We start from the raw sequence: 18499 nt of genomic DNA, 5'->3' as shown, positions 1-18499 counted from the left end.
ACCGCGACAACGGGGGCTGACAACGCGGTCACATGGGCCGAAGTCGAGACCGACATCGCTCCTGGCACGAGGTTCGGTAGAGACGCGATCAACCGAGCTTGGGCCGCGCCGGCCCCGTCGCTATCCCAGAGCAACTGCCTAGTTGCATTGTTGAACAGAAGCGTCGGACCGGCCCCGCTTGCAAACGCCCCGAATTGCAGTCCAACATTCGCCGTCTGCAGTGACCCGGTGAGCGACAGGCCGAAGCCCGCGCGGTCCAGCGCGATAAGGTCCTCGCCGGAGCGGAAGTCCTCAATCTGTGAAAAGGCGTTGCTTGCGCCCGCGAGGACGAACAGGTCGCATCCCTCGCCGCCGTTCAGGATGTTGTTGCCGCTTCCACCATAAAGGGTGTCAGCCCCCGCTCCGCCGTAGAGCTTGTCGTTGCCAGCCCCGCCGACGAGCACATTATTGGCCGCGTTGCCATAGATGACGTCGTTCCCGCTACCCCCGATCGCGTTCTCGATGAGGGATCTGGCATCGCCGTTGAACTGGAGCGCATTGAAGACGCTCCCACGCGCGATGTTGCCGTAGCCAAGGTTCGCGAGCTGTGCGGTCGAGAAGGTGGACCAGCCGCCGGGCGTGAGGTCGATCTTGAGATCGGTCGTGTAGTTCGACAAGTCGTACGTATCGACCCCGCCGCCGTCCCAGATCGTCTGGAAAATGCGGTTCCCGCCTGGCGTCCCCTGGCCGACGCTGTTGATGAAGGCCTCGCCTGTCGTCGGGCTCCATTTGTAGACCGTGTTGCCGCTCTGCGTCGTGAAATTTGCGCCGTACATCTGCTGCAGGGCCGCGATGTCGAGCATCATGAAGGTCTGCGCGAAGCCGAAGGTCTCGTTCGTGTAACCCTTCGGCGCCTGCCCGATAAACGAGCGATAGGTCATGACCGTGAACTCCATCGAGTCTCGGTCATAAGGAACGGCGACGTTGCTCACGCCACCCAGCTCGTGCCCGTGCTTCAGGCCGAGCGAGTGCCCGAGCTCGTGGATCATCGTGGCGTACTCATACGAGCCCACCCGCGGGTTAGTATAGTTGTAGCTCGTCCCGAACCAGACGTCCCCACCCCGGGGATCGTTCGACGGGTAGTACGCGTAGGCCGTCGGGTTTGCGCTGGCCGATGCGGCGATGCGGATATCGCTCGCGCCGAAGCCGGCGTCCGTCACGCTGGCGTTCGTGAATTGCTCGAACGCCGTCATGGTCATCTTGGGGCCACCAGCGACAGAGCTTTGACCCTCGAGTATGTAACGCGCGGCCTGAATTTGCGCGAAGGAGACCGCGGCAAAGCCGTTGGTCGCCTCGGTGATGCCGGTCTGGTACGTGCTCGCAACGGTCGGAAAGCTGTACGTGATCGGCCCGCTCCAGCGATGCCCTGACAGGAGACCATCGATGTAAGGGGTGCCGGTCGCTCCAGTGCCGGCCCAGATGGCAGGGCTCGGTATCGCGAAGTCAGTTTCGCTTCCGGTGGTGGCGTCGGCTGCGTATGCGCCGAAACCAATGATGTTGCAGAGGATGCACATCGGCAGGATCCTGGTGACCGGTGTTCGTCGATGGCCCGTATGTCGACCCCGACTGTTTCGCTGCGATGGAAGCGTCGGGAGCGTTAAAAAGGTCTTGCCGTAGGCGCCTGTGGCCCGGTCACGATTAACAGATGCTCGTTGAGGCACCAATCCGGACTGGGTTGAGCTGCCTCACCCACGCTCTTTGGACGGTATCGCCGAGACCCACCCCGCGCGATCCCAGCCGATGCACCTCGCCGACCGGGCCTGGGTCACGCGCCATCTCCGGGCGGGTAAGCGTGCCGTCCGCCGCGCCAGTCATCGACGATGTCGGACCCCAGATAAGCCGGCCCCACCGGCACCTTCCCGTGCCCGCCCGGGATGTCGAGGACGTAGGTCGGCTGGCAGAGCCCCGACACACGCCCGCGAAGCGTGCGCATGAGCGCCTGTCCCTCTCCGATGCTCGTACGGAAGCGCCCGGTTCCGGGCGCGAGGTCCCCGTGGTGAAGGTAATACGGCTTGATCCGGTGCTCGACAAAGGCCCGCATGAGGGCTGCCAGCGTATCCGGGTCGTCGTTGACGCCGCGCAGCAGCACCGTCTGGCTCAGCATCGGGATACCCGCGTCGATCAGGCGTGCGCACGCCGCTGCTGCCGCCGGGGTCAGCTCGCGCGGGTGGTTGGCGTGGAGCGCCACGTAGGTCGCCTTGCCCACGGTCCTCAACACAGCCGCGAGCTCGTCGGTGACGCGGTGGGGCTCCACCACGGGCACGCGGGTATGGAGGCGGATCACCTTGAGATGAGAGATGACGCCGAGCGCCGTCATCATCCGCGCGAGGCGCCGAGGGGAGAGGATCAGCGGATCGCCTCCCGTGAGGATTACCTCCCAGACCTCGGCATGCTCCGCGATATAGGCCAAGGCCCGGTCGAGCGCTTCCTCGGTGAGCATGGCATCCTTGCCCGGGCCGACCGCCTCGCGGCGAAAGCAGAAGCGGCAATAGACGGGACAGAGCAGGGTCGGCTTGAGAAGGACGCGGTCGGGATAGCGATGAACGATGCCGGGGAGGGGGCTGTGCGCCTCGTCCCCGATCGGATCGATAAGCTCCTCCGGGGTGGTCTCGAGTTCCGTCTCGTCCGGGACGAACTGACGCGCAATCGGGTCGGCTGGATCGCCCGTGTCGATCAGCTCGGCCATGTCGGGAGTGATCGAGACGGCGTAGCGCGCCGCCACACGCTCCAGGGCCGTCAGGCGCTCGGGCGCCGCAAGGCCGGCCGCCACCAGATCGGCCGCATCCTTCAGCGATTGGCCGGTCAAGAGCCCACCTCCGGCACCGGAGCCCAGAGCACGTCCTCGATACGGCTTGCACCGGTTGCGAGCATCACCAGGCGGTCGAGGCCGAGCGCGATGCCGCTCGCCTCTGGCATGATCTTCAGCGCGGCGAGAAAGGTCTCGTCGAGGGGGTAGCGCTCGCCGTAGATCCGCATCTTCTCATCCATCTCCGCCTGGAAGCGCCGGCGCTGCTCGCCCGCCTCGGTGAGCTCGCCGAAGGCATTGGCGAGCTCGACGCCGCAGACGTAAAGCTCGAAGCGCTCCGCCACGCGGGGATCGTGGGGGGCGGGACGCGCGAGCGCCGCTTGGGACGTCGGGTACTCGTCGAGGATCGTGGCGCGCCCGTGTCCAAGCCGGGGCTCGATGCGCTCCACGATCACGCGGCTGAACACGTCGGACCATGTATCGTCGTCCGCCACGCGAATGCCGGCGTGGCGCGCGCGACCCGCAAGCGCGTCCCGATCCGGCGCGCCCGCCGGATCGAGCGTGGCGAGCAGGTCGATGCCGGCAATCTGCGAGAAGGCGTCCGCGACGCTGACCCGCTCCGGCTCCATCGACGGGTCGCACGATGCACCACGGAAGGTGAGCGCCCGCGTTCCCGCCGCCTCGGCCGCGAGCGCGAGAATGTCGCGGCAATCGCGCATCAGCGCCTCGTAGGGCTCGCCTGCGCGGTACCATTCGAGCATCGTAAACTCGGGGTGATGCAGGGGGCCGCGCTCTCGGTTGCGCCAGACCCGCGCGAAGGTCGCGATGCGCGGCTCTCCCGCGGCGAGCAGCTTCTTGCACGCGAATTCGGGGGAGGTATGGAGGTAGAGATCCGCTGCCGTACCGTCGATTGACAGCGCTTGTGTCGCGAACGCGTGCAGATGGGTCTCGTTGCCCGGCGAGACCTGGAGGCCGGCGGTTTCCACCTCCACGAAGTCCCGCTCGGCGAAGAACCCGCGCAGGGCGGCGGTGATCCGGTTGCGTGCCATCAGGCGCGGGCGCCGATCGGCGTGGATATCGGGACGCCACCAGGGCGAGGCGTAGGGCATGCGGCTCCAAGGCTTTTCGCGGGTCGACGGCTGGACCGGGGCGCCGTCTCAGGTTAAGGCCACCGCACCAGATTTCTGCGCCGCCCGCTGGGAGGCGCCTGACCGAAGTGGAACACCATGGCGAAGGTATTGGCCAGCTCTCTGCGCAAAGGCAACGTCATCGACATCAGCGACAAGCTCTATGTCGTGATCGCGGCGCAGAACATCCATCCCGGCAAGGGCACGCCCGTGACCCAGCTAGATCTGCGCCGCATCTCGGACGGCGTCAAGATCGCCGAGCGCTACCGCACCACGGAGCAGGTCGAACGCGCCGTCGTGGAGGAGCGCCAGCACACGTTCCTCTATAAGGACGGCGAGGGGCACCACTTCATGAACCCGGAGAACTACGACCAGGTCGTGGTGCCGGAGGACGTCATAGGCGACCAGGCGGCTTACCTGCAGGAGGGGATGGTGGTCATGCTCTCCATGCACAACGGCAACGCTATTGCGATCGAGCTGCCGCAGCGCGTGACGCTCGAGATCGTCGAGACTGAGCCGACGATGAAAGGGCAGACCGCCTCGTCGTCGTACAAGCCTGCGATCCTGTCGAACGGGGTGCGCACCATGGTGCCGCCCCACATCGCGACGGGCACCCGCATCGTGGTGATGACGGAAGACGGGTCCTACGTCGAGCGGGCGAAGGACTGAGCTGCCTCGCTCGCGCCAGGAAAGAAGGGGTGACAGGGGCCGGGCGACCGGCCCCTTCTGCTTCTAGATCGTCTGGTTGTATGCGCCGACTTCCGTATTCTCGCGCAGGATGCCGTCGACAGCCTTGAACATGGCCCGCATCCTCTCCTCGGAGACCGGACTCTCCACCACGACCACGAGTTCGGGCTTGTTGGAGGAGGCCCGTACCAGACCCCAGGTGCCGTCTTCGGCGGTCACCCGCACCCCGTTAACCGTCACGAGGTCCGCGATCCGCTGTCCGGCCAACAGCTCGCCCGCCGCCTGCATGCCATGAATACGGCCAATCACCCGATCGACGACCCCGTACTTCACCTCGTCGGCGCATTTGGGCGACATCGTGGGCGTGCCCCAGGTCTTCGGCAGGGCCCGGTAGAGGTCGGCCATAGTACTGTCAGGGTTCCGATCGAGCATCTCGACGACGGCGATCGCGGTGAGCAGGCCGTCATCGTAGCCGCGCCCGATTGGCGCATTGAAGAAGAAGTGGCCAGACTTCTCGAACCCCGCCAGTGCGCCAAGCTCGTTGACGCGGCGTTTGATGTAGGAGTGCCCCGTCTTCCAGTAATCCGTCACGGCGCCCTGCGCCTGCAGCTCGGGATCGGAGGCGAACAGGCCGGTAGACTTCACGTCCACCACAAACCGGGCGTTCGGGTGCAGGCGGCTCAAGTCACGGGCCAGCATGACGCCGATCTTGTCGGCGAAAATCTCTTGGCCCTCATTATCGATCACCCCGCAACGGTCGCCGTCGCCGTCGAAACCGAGGCCGACATCGGCGCCGCTCTCGCGCACGGCCTCCGCGATGGCGTGAAGCATCGCCATGTCCTCGGGGTTTGGGTTGTAACGAGGGAAGGTGTGGTCGAGCTCGCAATCAAGGGATACGACCTCGCAGCCGATTGCCTCGAGAAGCGCCGGCGCGAAGGCGCCTGCCGTGCCGTTGCCGCAGGCCGCGACCACCTTGAGCTTGCGGCGGATCTTTGGCCGGTCGGCGAGGTCGGCGAGGTAGCGGGCCGGGAAGTCGGGCACGAACTCGTAGGAGCCGCCGCCGCGAAGCTTGAAGTTGCCGCCCAGCACGATGTCGCGCAGCTGCCCCATCTCCTCGGGCCCGAAGGTCATGGGCCGGTTGGCGCCCATCTTCACGCCCGTCCAGCCGTTGTCGTTGTGCGAGGCCGTGACCATCGCGACGCAGGGGCAATCGAGGGCGAACTGGCCGAAATAGGCCATGGGCGAGAGGGCAAGCCCGATGTCCCGCACCTTAAGCCCCGCCGCCATCATACCCGCGACGAGCGCCATCTTGATCGAGGACGAGTAGCCACGAAAGTCGTGGCCGGTCACGATCTCGGGCCGCACACCCATCTCGTGAACGAGAGTGCCGATCCCGAGCCCAAGCGCCTGCACGCCCATGAGGTTAATGCCATCCGGGAACATCCAGCGTGCGTCGTACTCGCGAAACCCTGTCGGCTTCACGAGTGGCAGCGATTCGAAGGCCAACGTGTTCGGGGTTAGTTTCGCTTGCGGCTTGGGGAACATAGGAACGGTCTCGCGTGGTGGATTCGGGACGAACTGCCCGTTCTCGAACCGCCTTAGACCGCATCGTTCTCGGCGTCGACCAGCCGCCGGAAGAGTTCCGGCCGGCGAAGTCGGAGCGTCTGAACGAGGAACAGGATCTTCAGGTCGAGCTCCTCACCCGCGTCGATTCTCGAGGCAAGCTGTGCGAGGGGCAGTTCGACGACTTCGATATCTTCACCCTCGTGCTCAAGGCCGCCCCCCGCCGCGACCCGGTCCGTCGCGGAGTACGTCGCTAGAAAAAGGTACGCTCGCTCGGTCGAGAGGGCTGGCATTGTCCATGCCGTCGTGACCTGCGCCAGAGTGGCCAGACGCACGCCCGTTTCCTCCATCACCTCCCGGCGGGCGCACGAGGCGGCATCCTCGCTCTCGATCCGTCCGGCCGGGAGTTCCAGGAAGGTCTCCTCTCCGGCCGTGAGGAGGGGAGGTGCCCGGCACTGCCGCACCAGGAGCGCGACCCGCCGCTCGGGGTCGTAGGCGAGCACCGCGGCCGCATTTCCGTGATCCTCGACGTCACGCTGCACCTCGACGCCGCCGCCCTGTTCGATCGTTAGCACGCTCATCGTTGCCCAGCGCCGATGGGTTTCCCTGCAATCAGTGATGCGCGACATTGAAAACCTTCCGGGATTGAGGGAGCAAGCGAATCCCGCCAATGACTGACCATACAACACGCAGGCGCTGAACGGCGTACTCTTGGGATGATCGCTTCAAACCCGGCTGCGCCATTAAGCGATCGAGGCGCTAGCGACCCCCGCTTTCCTCCATGTTACAGCCCCAAGCACATTCGGGCTGGTTCACGTTCTACGGGGTCACGCCGCTCCTCAGTCGCGAGCGAAAAGCGGGCCAAGCCCGATTCTCGCACTTCAGGCACGATGAGGGCTTCAAACGCCTGTTCGCCGCCTCCGGGCGCAGCCTGGAAGATTTGCAGCGCTTCCTGGACGCACCCGACCCCGATCCAACGCGCCAGGAGGCTGACCCGCCCACGCCAGGCGCAGACGAGATGCTGGCCGAGCTGGCAAGGCTTGAGCGCTACGAGCGCCGTGCCGCCTCCCGTCGCAAGGCGCTCCTGCGGTCTGTAACGTGTCACCCATACCGTGGGTCGGCCCGACACCGCCCGGGTAAGCTGGCGCCGCCCCGGAGAGCCGCACAGCCACGTGGCTGCCGCGCAGACCTGTAGCTGATCGGCATTGCGACGAATCGGCAACGCCGATCACCCAATTGCACTCGTGCCCCCGCAAGCGTCTGGTCTCGCAGCGGAAGGCTGGCTAAGAGGGGCCTCATTCAGGGTGGGCGAAGGACGCGCATCCCTGAACGCGCCGTCGAAAGTTCGCTTAACGTGGCCCTTCCCCTGTCCGTGTTCATCATCGCCCGCAACGAGGCGGATCGGATCGAGAGGACGATTCGGGCCGTGCGCGAGCTGACGGACGATCTCGTCGTGGTGGATTCGGGGTCGACGGACGGGACCCCCGCGCTCGTAGAGAGCCTCGGGGGGCGAGTCATCCACAACGCCTGGCCGGGCTACGGCCCGCAAAAACGGTTCGCCGAGGAGCAGTGCCGGCACGACTGGCTCCTCAACGTCGACGCCGACGAGGTGGTTACCCCGGAACTCGCCGCCGCCATCCGGGCCCTGTTCGCCGATGGTACGCCGCCGCGCGACGCCTATCGGGTCGGCATCGTGGAGGTCTTCCCCGGCGAGGGCGAACCGCATCCGCTCGCCTACAAGCTCTGGCCGGTGCGGCTCTATCGCAGGAGCCGCGGCCGCTATCCCCTGCTCCTCGTGCACGACCGTGTCGAGCTCCAGGCCGGGGTCGAGCCCGGCCGCTTGCGGGGGCTGATCCATCATTTCTCGGTGCGGTCCCTCGGGGACCAGATCGACAAGCTCAACCGCTATTCCGACCAGCAGGTCATCGATCTCGAGCAGCGTGACGTCCGGCTACCGGTCTGGCGGATCTTCTTCGAGTTCCCAGCAGCCTTCCTGAAGGCCTATTTCGGCCGGCGGCACTTCGCGCGGGGAGCCTACGGGTTCCTCACGGCGATGAACTACGCGATTGCTCGGCACCTCCGGGTCGCGAAATATTACGAGCGCAGGCGCACGCTCGCTGCCGCCAAGAGCAAGGCCTCCGACGGCCTGCGCTAGGTACGAACCGGCGTCACCGGCTGCCCGCCTCCCGGAAGCAGGCCTGCGCCGTCTCCTGCACCGCCAGGAGTTGCTCGGGCATCAGCTCATCCCGCAGGAGCGGCCCGCGAAGATCCTGCGCCGTGGCGCGGTCGAGCACGCAGCCGCAGGCGCGGGCGCAGGTCTCCACCATGCGCCCACCACCCCGGCAGCTCGCCTCGCAGCTCCGCAGGAAGGCGGCGGCTTCGGCGGCAGGGCTCGGGCCGAGCACGTGCGCCAGGGGGAAGAGAACGCCGAGCAGGATCGGCTGGTGCAGGAGATAGATCACGAGGCTCCAGCGTCCGGCCCGGACGAGGAAGCGGGAAAGGGGACCACGCGCCCTCCAGCCGGCGAGCCGCTCGCGAACAGGGGAGGCGAGGACAAGGCGGGCCAGCAGGACGCCGATCAGCACCAGAGCGAGCCACGGGAAGACCGGCTCGAAGTCGTTGCTCGGCGGAATGCGCTCCGAGAAGCCGATCCAGGCGAGCGCGCGCTCATCGAACAGGGGCGACCGGAACCCCGCGGGAGCGGCGAGGATCAGGGCTGCCGCGCCCGCGACGAGAACCAAAGGCGCGCGAAGGAAGGGCAGGGCAAGAACGCTTCCCACCGCGATCATGTGGAGGATGCCGAAGAAGACGAAGCTGTCGGGGAAGGCCAGATAGGTCGCTCCGGTCACCCCGGCCGCGGCGAGCGCCAGGATGCCGAGGCGACGGCCGAAGCGGCGCCAGCGGACGGCGCTTCCATGACCCAGGACGAGGCTAACGCCGACGAGCGCCAGGAATGAGCCGGCTATGCTCATGGCGAAGGCCTGCCACGCCGGATCCGACCCGACCGGGGTCGCGATCAGGCGTAGGAAGCTCAGGTCCCACGATGCGTGGAAGACGATCATCGCGGCAATCGCCGCCCCGCGCGCCGCGTCGACGGCTTCGAAACGCTCGCCCGGTCCCATTCGTGCCGCCACTCTCGTCGACCCCTTCCCGACCCCGCGCGGGCCGGCGGGAGCGTTAGCGCGAGCGGCGGGCCGCGTCACCTCGCGTCCTGCGCGCCTACGCCGCAGGAATGGTTCGAGGACCGTCCGGCTAGCCGAGGCGGGTGCGGAGTTCCCCGATGAAAACAGCCGGCAAGAGCAAAGGCCTACGCCTCGGCTGTCACGATAAGACCGGACGAATCCGGGCCCGGCACGGCGCCCGTACCGATTCGGCGAGAGTGCCATGGGCTCCCAAAGGGAACGGTCTCGCTTGCGGAAGCTTGGGGGTTGCGGAGCTTTCGGGCTTCCCCCGACTCGCGACGATGATATCTTGGATTCGAGAATCAGGCGGCGTGATTCGACTTGGTGTAACTTGATGTCTGATGATTTTCGTATGGGCGCGATAAGCGCTTTCCCATTGCAGCAATCCCTCGATCGGACCGAGCGCGAAGGCGGCTCGACGGACCAGCGGCAGGAGGCGCCGCTGGATCTCATCGAGATCAGCGGTCGCATCAAGTGGTTCGACGTGGCCAAGGGCTTCGGCTTCATCGTCCCCGACAACGGAATGCCGGACGTGCTGCTGCACGTGACCTGCCTGAGGCGGGACGGGTTCCAGTCGGCGAACGAAGGAGCCCGCATCGTCGTCGAGGCGGTGCGCCGGACGCGGGGTTTCCAAGCGTTCCGCGTCGTGTCGCTCGACGAGTCGACGGCTGTGCACCCCTCCGAGCTGCCGATGCCGCGCACCCACGTGTCGGTGACGCCGACCAGCGGTCTGGAGGCGGCCACCGTGAAGTGGTTCAACCGCCTCCGCGGCTTCGGCTTCCTCACGCGCGGGGACGGCACGCCCGACATCTTCGTGCACATGGAGACGCTCCGGCGCTATGGCATTGCGGAGCTCGTCCCCGGTGAGACCGTCTACGTCCGCTACGGCGACGGGCCGAAGGGGCTCATGGCCGCCGAGGTGCGGCCGGCTGGGGCGGCTCTGCCGTCCTCGCACTAAGGCCGTGGGCGTGACGGGCTTCACGCGACGCCTTGCGCTCGGGCTTCTGGCGCTCGGGCCGGCCCTCGCCGGCGCGGGCCAGGCGCACGCGCAAGCGTTCGAGCCGCTCACGATCGTGAGCGGCGACAAGCGCCACCCCTTCCAGGTCGAGGTGGCGCGAAACGATGCCGAGCGGGCGCAAGGGCTCATGTTCCGCCGCACCATGGCGGCCGACCGGGGCATGCTGTTCGATTTCCAGAAGGTGCAGCCCATCTCCATGTGGATGCGCAACACCTACATTTCGCTCGACATGCTCTTCATCCGCCCGGACGGAACCGTGGCGCGCATCGCCGAGAATGCTGAGCCCCTCTCCGAGCGCACGATCCCCTCTGGCGAGCCGGTGCTCGCGGTGCTGGAGGTGAATGCCGGGACGGCGAAGCGGCTGGGGCTCAAGCCGGGCGACCGCGTGGAGCACGCGATGTTCCAGCGCCGCTAGACTGGCTTTCGCATCAAAGCCACATCCTTGACCGGGACCTCGCAAGTCAAGCCGAACCGCTCGGCCACGAGGCGCAGGGTCGCCTCGCGGTAGAAGACCACATGCGTCGGATCGGCTCTGTAGCGCCAGCGGGCGAATCGCTCGTCGTCCGTCTGGAAGCACGTCATCACCGCGAGCCAGCCGCCCGGATGGAGCAGACGGGCCAGGCGCTCGAACTCGGCGGCGGGATCGTGGAAGTGCTCGGCCACCTCGGTACAGGTCACGAAGTCGTATGTTCGCCCAAGCACCGCCTCGTCCGGCGCGAAGAATGGATCGAACAGGCTCATCCGGTGGCCAGCCTCGCTCAGCATCGCGGCCAAGGCCGGGCCTGGGCCGCAGCCGTAATCCAGGCCGTCCCGCCCGGGCTCGAGCCGCTCCAGGAGCGGCGCTGCCAGGCGCGACAGGAAGGCGCGGTAGCCCTCGTCGTCGGGGTCGTTGCGGTGGGTCAGATAGTGGTCCCGCTCCGCCCCTGGCGGTGGACGCTGGGCGGGGTCGAGGAACGTCGCGAGGCAGCGCTCGCAGCGCCAGTAGTCGCGTGCCGCCACGTGGAGGAAGCCGCGGGCTGCCGGTGCGGTGCAGACGGGACAGGCGGGGCCAAGCGGCATTAGGGCCGACCCTGCGAGCGCACCGGTCCGCGGCCCTCCAAGGCCCTGGTTGACGCATTCCCCCGCGTCAGCTTGGGCTTGCACAACGGCAGTCCCGGCGTACACATGCCCCACGAGGGTGCAGCGCGCGCGCTCCGGGCCGGCGCCGCGGGAGCTGCAGGTCTTGTCCGTCGAGGAGAGCGTCTCTTGATCACGAAAGTCGCAACAACCCCGTTCAAGGACCAGCGTCCGGGCACCTCCGGCCTGCGCAAGGCGGTCCCGGTCTACCAGCAGCCGCATTATATCGAGAACTTCGTCCAGGCGATCCTCGACGTGGCGGATCTGCGTGGCAAGACCCTCGTCGTGGGCGGCGACGGGCGCTTCCTCAACGATCACGCGATCCAGATCATCCTGCAGATGGCGGCCGCGGCCGGGATCGCCCGGATCGTGGTCGGCCGCGACGGCATTCTCTCCACGCCCGCCGTCTCGGCGGTCATCCGCGCCCGCGGCGCGGCCGGCGGAATCGTTCTGTCGGCGAGCCACAATCCCGGCGGACCCGAGGGCGACTTCGGGATCAAGTACAATGCCGCCAACGGCGGGCCGGCGCCCGAGAGCGTCATGCAGGCGATCTACGAGCGCACGCTCGCCATCGAGAGCTACAGCCTCGTCCAGGGCCCCGACCTCGATCTCGCCCGCCTGGGCGAGACCAAGCTCGCCGATACCGTGGTCGAGGTCGTGGACCCGGTCGAGACCTATGTGGCCCTGATGGAGACGCTGTTCGACTTCGGCCGACTGAAGGCCTTCCTGGCGAGCGGTTTTCGCATGCGTTTCGACGCAATGAGCGCCGTCACCGGTCCCTACGCGAAGGCGATCTTCGAAGATCGCCTGGGCGCGCCCGCGGGTACCGTCCTCAACGGCAAACCCCTGCCCGATTTCGGCGGACACCACCCGGATCCCAACCCGGTCCATGCCGTGGAGCTGATTCGCGAGCTCGCGAGCCCCGGCGCGCCCGGGTTCGGCGCGGCTTCGGACGGCGACGGCGACCGCAACCTCATCGTCGGCAACGGCCTCGTGGTCGCGCCCTCGGACAGCCTCGCGGTGATCGCCGCCAACGCCCATCTGGCGCCGGCTTATGCCGGAGGGCTCGCCGGGGTCGCGCGTTCCATGCCGACGAGCCGTGCCGTCGACCGCGTCGCCGAGCGCCTCGGCATTCGAAGCTACGAGACGCCCACCGGCTGGAAGTTCTTCGGCAATCTCCTCGACGCCGACCGGATCACGCTCTGCGGCGAGGAGAGCGCCGGGACGGGTTCGAACCACGTGCGCGAGAAGGACGGCATCTGGGCGGTGCTGATGTGGCTGACGATCCTCGCCGAGCGGGGCGAGTCGGTCGGCGAGATCCTGCGGCAGCACTGGGCGACCTTCGGGCGCGACTACTACGCGCGGCACGACTACGAGGAGGTGCCCACGGAGGCGGGCGAGGCCGTCATCAACGGCCTGCGCGGCCTCCTCCCGGGCCTGCCCGGGCGCAAGGTGGGCGGGCTCACCGTCGCGGCGGCCGACGAGTTCGCCTATACCGATCCGGTCGACGGCAGCGTCTCCCAGCGCCAAGGGATCCGGATCTTCTTCGAGGAGGGCGCGCGGGCGGTCTTCCGCCTGTCGGGCACGGGCACATCCGGCGCGACCATCCGGGTCTATCTGGAGCGCTACGAGGCGGATCCGTCGCGGCAGAACCTCGACTCCGGCGAAGCTCTCGCCGCGGTGGCGGCGGCCGCCCGCGAGATCGCGGACATCCAGGGCAAGACGGGGCGGGCCGGGCCGACCGTGATCGCGTAACTCCCGTGACGCGAGCGGGATGGATCCCCGCTCGCCGTCGCACCGGCGTCCCCTTCCGGCTGGACGCCACGGACTTTCGAGGATTTCGGTCACGCCGCGTTCACTCATCTCCCAAACGGACCTTCAACGAACCTATGCGATGCTTGGATCGTTGTCCTTGGAGAGACTTGGATACGCGGTCATGGCTGGGAACATCTTTCGCTTCGCGATCGGCGCCATCGCCCCTCTTGGGGTGATGGCCTGGCTCGTCCTTCTGCACTGAACGAGCCCCGCCGAGGTCAGGCGTCTGACGCGGCGCCCGCTCGCCGGTCAGCCCGTCAGGGCATCGGCGTGCGACGCGCCTTCCTCCAGGGCACGCGGGATCGGGAGACGGTGGAGCCGCACCCCGCCTCCGGGCAGCAGGCTCGCCAGCCGGGCCACGTGCTGATGGTGGGTGAAGAGGATCACCTGCGTCTTGCAGCCCAAGGCGGCCAGAGCCGCAAGCCCCGCCGCGACCCGGTCCTCGTCGCTCGTGATGAAGAGGTCGTCGGCGACGAACGGCATCGGCTCGTGCTCGGCGACGTGCTGCTCCACGGCGGCCATCCGGAGCGCAAGATAGAGCTGATCCCGCGTGCCCTCGCTCATCCCCTCCACTCGGCACTCGCTCCCATCCCGCCGGATGCCGACGAGCGTCGGATCGGTTCCGTCACCGTAGACGACATCGAGGCGAACGATCGGGTTCTCGCCGGTCGCTGCCAGGGCGGCGAAGATCTCGCCGCCCCGCCGCACCAGCGGATGCTGGTTCTCGGTCCGATAGCGCTCGAGCGCGCGCTCCAGAAGCCGCTTGGCGGTGGCGAGCTGGAGCCACCGCTCCAGGTGCATGCCGGCCGCCTGGGCGTGGTGGCGAGCCCGCTGAGCCGCTGCCGCCACGCTCTCCCGCCCGGCAAGCGTCTCAAGCGCGTGGCGGGCACTGGTCTCGTGCTGCGCCGCCGCCTGGCCCTCCGCGACGAGGCGATCCTCCTCGCCCTGGAGAAGGGCGAGTTCTGCCGCGGCTGCATCCGGCGTCGTCTCGGACAGCTCCGCTCGGATGGCCGCCTCCGCGATGCCGTCCGACGCCACGGCGAGAGCGGTCCGCCGCTCCTGCAAGCCCTGCAGGGCCCGCGCCCGCGCACCGGCCCGCTCGGCGAAGGGAAGGACATCCATATCGGATGAGAGCCCGAACGCCTGCCGGAAGGCGTCGCACGCTTCCGCTGCCCGCTCGGCTTCTCGACGAGCCGCGTCGAGCTTGTCCGCAGCGATCCTCCGATCCTCGACCGAGCGGGCGTGAGTGGCAGCAGCCTGCCTCGCGTCGGCTAGGCGGGCCAGGAGAGCCAGGACCGTGCCCTCCAGATCGGTCCCAGGCGTAGGGCTCGGCCCCTCAGGCCCGAGAGCGTCGACCAAGCGGGCGAGCTCGGCCCGGAAGGCCTCGTTGTCGCGTCGGATGCCGGACAGACGACGGACGAACTGCTCCTTGCTGGCGTGGCGTTGCCGGATTTCGCTCCACGCCGACAGGGCAAGCTCCGCCTCGGGCCGGCTGGCATTTGGTTGAAGGCCGAGCGCGACCGCCGCGTCGGACCATTGCTCGCGCCAGGTGGCCACCGCCCGTTCCGCTGCTTCAGCGGCGGCCTCATGGCCCCGCATTCGCTCGGCGATCTCCGCTAAAGCGCGTGCGGCCGCTTGGCGCTCCTGCACACCGCGCGTGGCCTCGCCCAGAGCCTGTCGAACCTCGCGGTCGAGGTCGGCCGCCGTCGCCTCGTCCGATGGGCGAAGGCCCAGTGCCTCCGCGGCGCGGCGAAGGCAGCGGCGGGCATGATCTCGGGTCGTTTCCGCGTCGTCGCGCTCGGATCGGGCTTCGCGGACCCGAGCTAGCAGCCGCAGGGTCTCGTCCTTGCGGGAGAGCCACGCCCGCATGGTTCCGGGTGTCTCAGGCCGTACCCCGCAGTCGCGCCAGAGCGCCTCCCAGCGCGCCTCCTCGGCGCCCAAAGCAGCGCGCTCCGTTGCAAGGGTTGCTTCGTCGGCTTGGGTTTGAGCCGACAGGCGCGCCTGGTCGGCCGCCAAACGGCTGAATTGCGCGATGCGGTGCGCCTCGCTCTCTCGGCGGTCGACGAGCTCGTCGGCACGGCGGAGCGCATTCTCGAAGAAAGCCGCCGGGTCGCCCTCGCACTCGAGCGCTGCAAGATCGCTCTCGGCAGGTTCTCGCGCTTCGATATGACGGGCGCGGATCACCCGCCAGCCCCGATCCCGCAGGTCGCGAGCCGCCTGGACCGCGGCAGGGGAGGGCACTTCGCCGGCCGCTTTCAGGCCGGCGAGTTCCGCATCGATCCGCCGCGCCTCATCGCCGCTCGCGGCGAGCCGGCGCTCGACCGCGACGACCCGGTTCGCCGCATCGCGCAAGCTCTCTTCGTGAAGGCGAACGGTGTCTCCGTCCGGGAGAGGGCAGGCCGCCAGGGCATCCGCCGATCCGGCCCACCCGGGCAGGCGGCCGAGCGATTCGGCAAGGTCGCGCTCGGCTTGGGCCAAATCGCACAGGGCCTTGACATGGCGAGCCGCGACGTCGCCCAGGCGGGCGGCCTCATCGACGAGGGCTGCCGGCGCATTCGGTTCCGCGGCGTCGGGGAGAGCCGCTAAAGCCGCCCCCGCATGGGCGTAAGCGGCCTTGACCTTGGCGAGCGCCGCCGAGGCAGCCGCGGCAGCCGCCTCGGCGCCCTCGCCCTGGAGCATCAAGCCCCGAACCCTGACCTCCACCGTCTGCGGCGGCACCAGGGCTGCGACTGGGCCGGGCTCGGCGGACAGCCCGAGAGCGTTCAGCTTGGCGCGGATCAGCGCCTCGTCGTTGGCGATGTCGCGCAGGAGCTTGGGCTCGTCCGCGACGTCCTTGCGGTAGCGGCCGAGCTGCTCGTGTGCCGCCGTGATCGCGTCGGCGTGCCGAAGGATCGTGGCCGCCACGGGAGCCTGCGCCAGCTCGCTCGTGCGGCGATCGAGGTCTTCCTCGGCGGCTTGGAGGAGCAGGCGAGCATCGCGCAGGCGGCGCTCTAGCCCGCGCCATTCCTCCGCGAACCCGTTGGGCAATGTGGGCAGGTCACCGAAGGACGCGAGCTCGGCTGTCAGCGTATCGATCACGGCGAGAACCGGCGCGGCTCGCCGGATCCGTTCCAGCCCTGCCCGGCGCTGACGCAGACGGGTCAGCGCCACGTCGATGCCCTCGCGAGCCGAGGTCGCGAGGCCGAGTACCTCCTCGGCGCGCCGCCACTCGTCGGCCTTCAGCCCGTCGCGGCGAACCCGCTGGACTGCGTCGGTGTAGGCGTCGATCTCCGCGAAGAGCGGCTTTGTCTTGCTGGCGCGGCCGTCAAGCTTGCCGATCGCCTCGATCTCGGCCTCGATGGCCTGGAGGGCCGCTCCGACGCCGGACAGGCCGCTCCCGGCCTCGAACAGGCTGCGGGCCAGATCGCCGCCTGAGCGCAGCATCTGCTCTCCGCCGTCGCGCAAGCGGCGGTGGTCGAGCCCGAACATCCGGGTGAACTGCTCGCGGGAGAGCGAGCCGAGAAAGGGCGCGAGCGCGCCGTCAGGCAGGGCCGTCTCGGCGGAGCCGAGCGAGAGCAGCGTGCCGCTATTCGCCTTGCGCCGCTTGAAGGCGAGGCTTTGACCCGCCGCGTTCGTGACCTCGGCGCCGAGCCTCAGGCGATTGTAATCGTGCCGGAAATTGTAGGTGGACTTGTGTGGGATGCCGAACAGGAGATCGGTGATCCCTGAAAGAACGGTTGACTTGCCTGCCTCGTTCGGCCCGTACACCACGTGAAGACGCGTGTCCGCCCCCGAGAAGTCGAGACCCGCGTCCTCGAAGGCGCCGTAACGCTCGAGCAGAAGCCTTTCGAACCTCACGAGCGGACGCTCCCGGCGCTCAGGCGGTGGAGGATCATCGCCTCGGCCCCAGCCATGATGCGGTCCCAGCGTTCGGGCGAGAGCGTGGCGAGCTCGGCCTCCTCGCGGATCGCCGCCGGCACCTTGTCGAGGCTGCGCTCGACCGCGACACGGATCTCGTCGATCTCTCCGGCATCCGTTCGCACACGCTCGATGAGGGCCAGAACATCGCCGAGCGCTCCCTCATCTCCGACCGCCTCGGCGCGGGTCTGAACCTCGACGCGCTCCACCCACACGTCGCCGCGAGCACGAAGCGCAAGGCTCGCGCACTCCGCCGCCAGACGCTCGGGATCGCCGGCGAGCGACACATGCGCCGCGCAGGCGCCCGAGAGCACGAGACGGACGGCGAGGGTGCGCCCCTCCGCGTCCGCGACCGCAGCGTCGATCGCCTCGCCGATGCGCGGACAGAGCTCGTCGAGGGTCGGTGATCCCGACACGTCGATCCGCAACGTCGCCCAGCGAACCACGTCCACCGGGACGTGCTCGACGCTCGACACACGGCCACCGGCGACGGTCACGAGCGTGAAGCCCTTTGCGCCCGGCTCGTTCACATGGCGGCCCTGAAGGTTGCCGGGGAAGACAATCCAGGGATCGGTGGACAGCACCTCCCGCGTGTGGACGTGACCAAGAGCCCAGTAATCGTACCCCTTCAAGGTGAGGTCGCGCAGGCTGCAGGGCGCGTAGGGGTCGTGACCCGACCGCCCGTCGGCTGAGGTATGCAGGACACCGATGTTGAACAGCCCGGCCTGGGGCGCCGGATAGGCCGGAACGAGGTTTTCGGCGACGGCGCGGTTCGGGAAGCTCTGACCGTGAACGGCGATCCCGAGATGCTCGTAGAGCACGGTCTCGGGAGCGCGCGACGAGAGCTCCCGGACGTTCGGCGGCCAGGACAGGCGGCGCGACATCTGGTTGGCCGCGTCATGATTGCCGCGGATGAGCACGACGGGAATGCCCGCGCGATTCAGCCGCTCCAGACCGCGCACCAGAAACAGGCCCGAATTGTAGTCGGCCCAGTCACCGTCGAAGACGTCACCCGCGATGACCACGAGGTCCACGGCCTCGGCGATGGCGAACGCCACGAGGTTGTCGAAAGCGCGGCGGCTGGCCCCCGCGATGTCGTCGGCCCGGTCGCCGGCCCGGTCGCGCAGGCCGGAGAGAGGACTATCGAGGTGGAGGTCGGCGGCGTGGATGAATCGCATCGCCGATGCTGGCCAGCCAAGCCGTGCCGTGTCAGCCAGAACGGAGCAGGAACGATGCCGGGTGTTGCGCGGCGGCAACCAGAAGCGGCATGGACCGGCTTGCGGTGAGTACGTCATCTCCGGGAGGGCGC

14 protein-coding genes are annotated in these 18499 nt (G+C 68.3%); 5 read left to right on the top strand and 9 right to left on the bottom strand.

Translation table 11 applies throughout. From position 1 onward, the window contains the following. From F0L46_RS27040 to epmA, 3 genes are all read right to left on the bottom strand, one after another. Window positions 1-1553 (bottom strand): M10 family metallopeptidase (locus F0L46_RS27040; protein WP_188311863.1); only part of this gene is annotated, 1553 nt, incomplete at its 3' end. A 251-nt stretch (window positions 1554-1804) separates the two neighbouring features. After that, window positions 1805-2845, bottom strand: coding sequence for a lysine-2,3-aminomutase-like protein (locus tag F0L46_RS05140; RefSeq protein ID WP_149815966.1), 1041 nt, complete (start codon window positions 2843-2845; stop codon window positions 1805-1807). Beyond that, window positions 2842-3894 carry an EF-P lysine aminoacylase EpmA gene (epmA, locus tag F0L46_RS05135; RefSeq protein WP_149815965.1) on the bottom strand — a complete coding sequence of 351 codons (1053 nt, stop codon included), beginning with the start codon at window positions 3892-3894 and terminating at the stop codon, window positions 2842-2844. Before epmA ends, F0L46_RS05140 begins: the two co-directional genes overlap by 4 nt. Before the next feature lie 117 nt (window positions 3895-4011). Between epmA and efp the strand changes: the two genes are divergently transcribed. Continuing rightward, window positions 4012-4581 (top strand): elongation factor P, encoded by a 570-nt coding sequence (gene efp / locus F0L46_RS05130; protein ID WP_149815964.1) that lies wholly within the window; start codon window positions 4012-4014, stop codon window positions 4579-4581. A gap of 63 nt (window positions 4582-4644) precedes the next feature. On the opposite strand, the gene F0L46_RS05125 is transcribed toward efp, so the two are convergent. Both F0L46_RS05125 and F0L46_RS05120 read right to left on the bottom strand, forming a co-directional pair. Then, the gene (locus F0L46_RS05125; RefSeq protein WP_149815963.1) at window positions 4645-6144 is read right to left on the bottom strand and encodes a phosphomannomutase/phosphoglucomutase; all 1500 of its coding nucleotides are present in this window, start codon (window positions 6142-6144) and stop codon (window positions 4645-4647) included. Between the two features lie 53 nt (window positions 6145-6197). Further along, window positions 6198-6791 (bottom strand): NUDIX domain-containing protein, encoded by a 594-nt coding sequence (locus F0L46_RS05120; protein ID WP_149815962.1) that lies wholly within the window; start codon window positions 6789-6791, stop codon window positions 6198-6200. 725 nt (window positions 6792-7516) lie between these two features. Here F0L46_RS05120 and F0L46_RS05115 point away from each other — a divergent pair. Next, complete coding sequence (locus tag F0L46_RS05115) at window positions 7517-8317, top strand: glycosyltransferase family 2 protein (protein ID WP_240539873.1); 801 nt, start codon at window positions 7517-7519, stop codon at window positions 8315-8317. A gap of 13 nt (window positions 8318-8330) precedes the next feature. On the opposite strand, the gene F0L46_RS26045 is transcribed toward F0L46_RS05115, so the two are convergent. Next, a complete protein-coding gene (locus tag F0L46_RS26045) occupies window positions 8331-9284 on the bottom strand; it encodes a heparan-alpha-glucosaminide N-acetyltransferase (protein ID WP_188311862.1) in 954 nt (317 codons plus the stop codon). Between the two features lie 412 nt (window positions 9285-9696). Between F0L46_RS26045 and F0L46_RS05105 the strand changes: the two genes are divergently transcribed. Then, window positions 9697-10302 carry a cold-shock protein gene (locus tag F0L46_RS05105; RefSeq protein WP_149815960.1) on the top strand — a complete coding sequence of 202 codons (606 nt, stop codon included), beginning with the start codon at window positions 9697-9699 and terminating at the stop codon, window positions 10300-10302. Window positions 10303-10312: 10 nt separating this feature from the next. Continuing rightward, entirely contained in the window at window positions 10313-10777 is a 465-nt protein-coding gene (locus tag F0L46_RS05100; RefSeq protein WP_438646661.1) for a DUF192 domain-containing protein, read from the top strand. Here F0L46_RS05100 and F0L46_RS05095 read toward each other — a convergent pair. Further along, window positions 10774-11421, bottom strand: coding sequence for a class I SAM-dependent methyltransferase (locus F0L46_RS05095; RefSeq protein WP_149815958.1), 648 nt, complete (start codon window positions 11419-11421; stop codon window positions 10774-10776). The two genes, F0L46_RS05100 and F0L46_RS05095, sit on opposite strands and share 4 nt — an antisense overlap. A gap of 186 nt (window positions 11422-11607) precedes the next feature. Here F0L46_RS05095 and F0L46_RS05090 point away from each other — a divergent pair, with 186 nt between their 5' ends. Then, window positions 11608-13233 carry an alpha-D-glucose phosphate-specific phosphoglucomutase gene (locus F0L46_RS05090; protein ID WP_240539872.1) on the top strand — a complete coding sequence of 542 codons (1626 nt, stop codon included), beginning with the start codon at window positions 11608-11610 and terminating at the stop codon, window positions 13231-13233. A gap of 309 nt (window positions 13234-13542) precedes the next feature. Here F0L46_RS05090 and F0L46_RS05085 read toward each other — a convergent pair whose 3' ends face one another. Both F0L46_RS05085 and F0L46_RS05080 read right to left on the bottom strand, forming a co-directional pair. After that, window positions 13543-17130 carry a YhaN family protein gene (locus F0L46_RS05085; protein ID WP_149815956.1) on the bottom strand — a complete coding sequence of 1196 codons (3588 nt, stop codon included), beginning with the start codon at window positions 17128-17130 and terminating at the stop codon, window positions 13543-13545. Continuing rightward, the gene (locus tag F0L46_RS05080; protein WP_149815955.1) at window positions 17127-18368 is read right to left on the bottom strand and encodes a metallophosphoesterase family protein; all 1242 of its coding nucleotides are present in this window, start codon (window positions 18366-18368) and stop codon (window positions 17127-17129) included. The genes F0L46_RS05085 and F0L46_RS05080 overlap by 4 nt, the downstream gene beginning before the upstream one ends. Between the last annotated feature and the right edge of the window lie 131 nt (window positions 18369-18499).

Origin of the sequence: Salinarimonas soli, from assembly GCF_008386575.1 — a bacterium.
GTDB classification, from domain to species: Bacteria; Pseudomonadota; Alphaproteobacteria; order Rhizobiales; family Beijerinckiaceae; genus Salinarimonas_A; species Salinarimonas_A soli.
This window is presented reverse-complemented; position numbering and strand designations above follow the sequence as displayed.

Bases quoted from the DNA above. Each gene is read 5' to 3' on its own strand.
- F0L46_RS05125 (WP_149815963.1), bottom strand. From the start codon at position 6,144: ATGTTCCCCAAGCCGCAAGCGAAACTAACCCCGAACACGTTGGCCTTC.
- epmA (WP_149815965.1), bottom strand. From the start codon at position 3,894: ATGCCCTACGCCTCGCCCTGGTGGCGTCCCGATATCCACGCCGATCGG.
- F0L46_RS05095 (WP_149815958.1), bottom strand. From the start codon at position 11,421: ATGCCGCTTGGCCCCGCCTGTCCCGTCTGCACCGCACCGGCAGCCCGC.
- F0L46_RS05080 (WP_149815955.1), bottom strand. From the start codon at position 18,368: ATGCGATTCATCCACGCCGCCGACCTCCACCTCGATAGTCCTCTCTCC.
- F0L46_RS05120 (WP_149815962.1), bottom strand. From the start codon at position 6,791: ATGTCGCGCATCACTGATTGCAGGGAAACCCATCGGCGCTGGGCAACG.
- F0L46_RS05105 (WP_149815960.1), top strand. From the start codon at position 9,697: ATGGGCGCGATAAGCGCTTTCCCATTGCAGCAATCCCTCGATCGGACC.
- efp (WP_149815964.1), top strand. From the start codon at position 4,012: ATGGCGAAGGTATTGGCCAGCTCTCTGCGCAAAGGCAACGTCATCGAC.
- F0L46_RS26045 (WP_188311862.1), bottom strand. From the start codon at position 9,284: ATGGGACCGGGCGAGCGTTTCGAAGCCGTCGACGCGGCGCGCGGGGCG.